At 70.9% G+C, this 2886-nt stretch carries 4 protein-coding genes; 2 read left to right on the top strand and 2 right to left on the bottom strand.

The features are described 5' to 3' along the window. Positions 1-1314, top strand: a 1314-nt coding sequence (locus tag G6017_RS11950; protein ID WP_182617541.1) for an NAD-dependent succinate-semialdehyde dehydrogenase, incomplete at its 5' end; no start/stop codon positions are given. Positions 1315-1379: 65 nt separating this feature from the next. On the opposite strand, the gene G6017_RS11945 is transcribed toward G6017_RS11950, so the two are convergent. Further along, positions 1380-1652 carry a WhiB family transcriptional regulator gene (locus G6017_RS11945; RefSeq protein WP_179524515.1) on the bottom strand — a complete coding sequence of 91 codons (273 nt, stop codon included), beginning with the start codon at positions 1650-1652 and terminating at the stop codon, positions 1380-1382. Positions 1653-1746: 94 nt separating this feature from the next. Here G6017_RS11945 and G6017_RS11940 point away from each other — a divergent pair, with 94 nt between their 5' ends. Then, on the top strand, positions 1747-2364 hold the full coding sequence (locus G6017_RS11940; RefSeq protein ID WP_179524514.1) for a response regulator transcription factor: 618 nt from the start codon (positions 1747-1749) through the stop codon (positions 2362-2364). 9 nt (positions 2365-2373) lie between these two features. Here the strand turns inward: G6017_RS11940 and G6017_RS11935 are convergent. After that, positions 2374-2886 (bottom strand): GntR family transcriptional regulator (locus G6017_RS11935; RefSeq protein ID WP_182617539.1); only part of this gene is annotated, 513 nt, incomplete at its 5' end.

The following is a 2886-nucleotide window of genomic DNA, read 5'->3' as shown; positions in this document are numbered from 1 at the left end:
GATGACGCCGCCGCCGCGATCGGGTGCGCGGGCCGCACCCAGGCCTCGTGGGCCGCGGTGCCGGCGCGTGAGCGGGCCGAGATCCTGCGCCGGGCGTACGAACTGATAGTCGACCGCGCCGACGAGTTGGCGCTGCTCATGACCACGGAGATGGGAAAACCACTGGCCGAGGCCAAGGGGGAGGTGGCGTACGGCGCCGAGTTCTTCCGCTGGTTCTCCGAGGAGACCTGCCGCGTCCGGGGCGACGCCCGCCGCTCGCCTGACGGCAAGACCAGGCTCATGGTGACCCACGAGCCCGTCGGCCCCTGCATCCTCATCACCCCGTGGAACTTCCCCCTGGCCATGGCCACCCGCAAGATCGGCCCGGCCATCGCCGCCGGCTGCACCATGGTGTTCAAACCGGCCAACCTCACCCCCCTGACCTCGTTGTACGTGGTGGACGTCCTGCGCGAGGCCGGACTTCCCGACGGCGTGCTCAACGTGGTGTGCACCACCGACCCGGGCGGTGTGGTGGAGCCGTGGATCGACTCCGGCATCGCCCGCAAGCTGTCCTTCACCGGATCCACACCTGTCGGCCGCATGCTTCTCGAGCAGTGCGCGCGCGGCGTACTGCGCACGTCGATGGAGCTCGGCGGGAACGCGCCGTTCGTGGTGTGCGAGGACGCGGACATGGACACCGCCGTGGGCGCCGCGATGGCAGCCAAGATGCGGAACATGGGCGAGGCCTGCACCTCGGCCAACAGGATCCTCGTGCACCGGTCGGTACTGGACGAGTTCGGACGACGCCTCACCGAGAAGATGTCCGCCCTGACCGTCGGCGACGGCACGCGAGAGGGCACCGACGTGGGCCCGCTCGTCGAGGAGAAGGCCGTGACGAAGGTGGTCGAGCTGGTCGACGACGCCGTGGAGCGCGGCGCCGAGGTGCTGTGCGGCGGATCGCGGACCGAGGGACCCGGGTACTTCTACCCGCCCACCGTCCTGACCGGAGTGGCGGCCGACTCCGACCTCATGTCCACCGAGATCTTCGGTCCCGTGGCCGCCCTGATCCCGTTCGACTCCGACGACGAGGCGGTGGCCCTGGCCAACGACACCGAGTTCGGCCTGGTCTCCTACGTGATGACCGAGAACCTGGACCGCGCGATGACCATGTCCGAGCGCCTGCAGGCGGGAATGGTGGGCGTCAACACCGGGATCGTCTCCAACCCGGCCGCGCCGTTCGGTGGCATCAAGCAGTCCGGGCTCGGCCGCGAGGGCGGGCTCACCGGGATCGAGGAGTTCGTGGAGACCAAGCTCGTCGCGATCCCGGTGCGCTGATCGCCCGCCGCCCTCCGCCGGTGGGCGGTTCGGCGGAAGGCGGTGGTCGGTCAGCCGGTGGGCGGTCAGCCGGTGCGGACCCGCCCGGCGAGCCGGTGCCGCTCGGCCTCGGACATCCCGCCCCAGACGCCGTACAGCTCGCGGTGGGCCACGGCGTGCGCGCGGCACTGTTGGATGACCGGGCACTGCGCGCAGAGCTTCTTGGCCGCCGTCTCCTTGCGCCGGCGCAGGCTCCTCGACTCGTTCTCGGAGTTGTAGAACAGGTCCGGTACGTCCTGGCACATCCCGTACTCTGCCCAGGCCCATCGTTCGTCGATCCTTCTCGTCGCGGTCGTCATGGCACTCCCCCCGTCGGAACCAGCTTCATTCACGCTCGAGGGAGTTCGGCACACCCCCAGGGGTGGGACGGGTCACAACTGTTAAAGTTCCCAGATGCCGGTCAGGGTCTCGGTGGAGAACGACTACACACTGGTCATCGCCGGTGTGCACGCACTGCTGGCCGCGTACCCCGGCCGCGTGGAGGTCGTGGTGAACGGGCCCGGCTCCCGCGCAGGTGTGCCCGTGGACGTGGTGCTGTTCGATACCTTCGCCTCCCCGGTCGACTGGCAGGCCCGGTGCTCGGCCATGGCCCTCGACCCGGCGATCGGGGCCGTGGCCGTCTACTCGTTCGTCACGGATCCGCGCGCTGTCGACGAGGCCTTCGCCTCGGGGGCGACGGGGTATCTCTCCAAATCACTGTCCGGCGAGGAGCTGCTCGGGGCCGTGGAACGGGTCGCGGCGGGTGAGCGGGTGCGCCTGCTCGGCCGCGACGGCGAGGACACGTCCCCCGGACTGTGGCCGACCGGCGACGTGGGCCTGACCCCCCGGGAGTCGGAGATGCTCGCGCTGATCGCCCAGGGCCGGTCCAACGAGGAGATCGCCGCGGCCTGCTACCTGTCGATCAACACGGTCAAGACCTACATCCGGGAGGCCTACCGCAAGATCGGGGTGACCACCAGACCGCAGGCGGTGGCGTGGGCGATGCGCAGCGGGCTCGCGGTCTCCCGCTGATCGCGCCACTCACCGGTCCCCGCCGCCCTCGCGGACCCGCGCGAGCCCGTCCCTCATGTGGTCGACCAGCAACTCCCTGGCCCGATCCGGGTCCCCGGCCCGCACGGCGTCGGCGATCGCGCGGTGTTCGGCGAGCCTGGACTCGGCGTCCGAGTAGGTGCCGCGCATGGCGTGCAGGCACATGCTCGTCTCGACCAGGACGGTCTCGTGCACCCGCGACAGGCGGGGGCTCCGGGCCGCCTCGACCAGGACGTGATGGAAGTCCAGGTCCGCCTCGACCATGGCCTCCGACCGTGGCTCGTCGGCGAGGGACGCCATCGCGGCGACGGCGGCGTCGAGCGCGTCGGCGGTGTCGACTCCCCACCCCAGCGCGAGCACGCGGTCCAGCGCGGCGGTCTCGACGGTCGTGCGCAACAGGTACATGTCCTCGACCGCCTCGGCGGAGAGGTCCGGGACGAAGAGCCCCCGGTTGCGGTGCGAGACGAGCAACCCCTCCTGGGTCAGCCGCTGCATGGCCTCCCG

Source organism: Dietzia sp. B44, from assembly GCF_014145245.1.
GTDB classification, from domain to species: domain Bacteria; phylum Actinomycetota; class Actinomycetes; order Mycobacteriales; family Mycobacteriaceae; genus Dietzia; species Dietzia natronolimnaea.
Note: the sequence above shows the minus strand (reverse complement) of the source record. Positions and strands in the feature narration are given on the sequence as shown.

Bases quoted from the DNA above. Each gene is read 5' to 3' on its own strand.
- G6017_RS11945 (WP_179524515.1), bottom strand. From the start codon at position 1,652: ATGACGACCGCGACGAGAAGGATCGACGAACGATGGGCCTGGGCAGAG.
- G6017_RS11940 (WP_179524514.1), top strand. From the start codon at position 1,747: ATGCCGGTCAGGGTCTCGGTGGAGAACGACTACACACTGGTCATCGCC.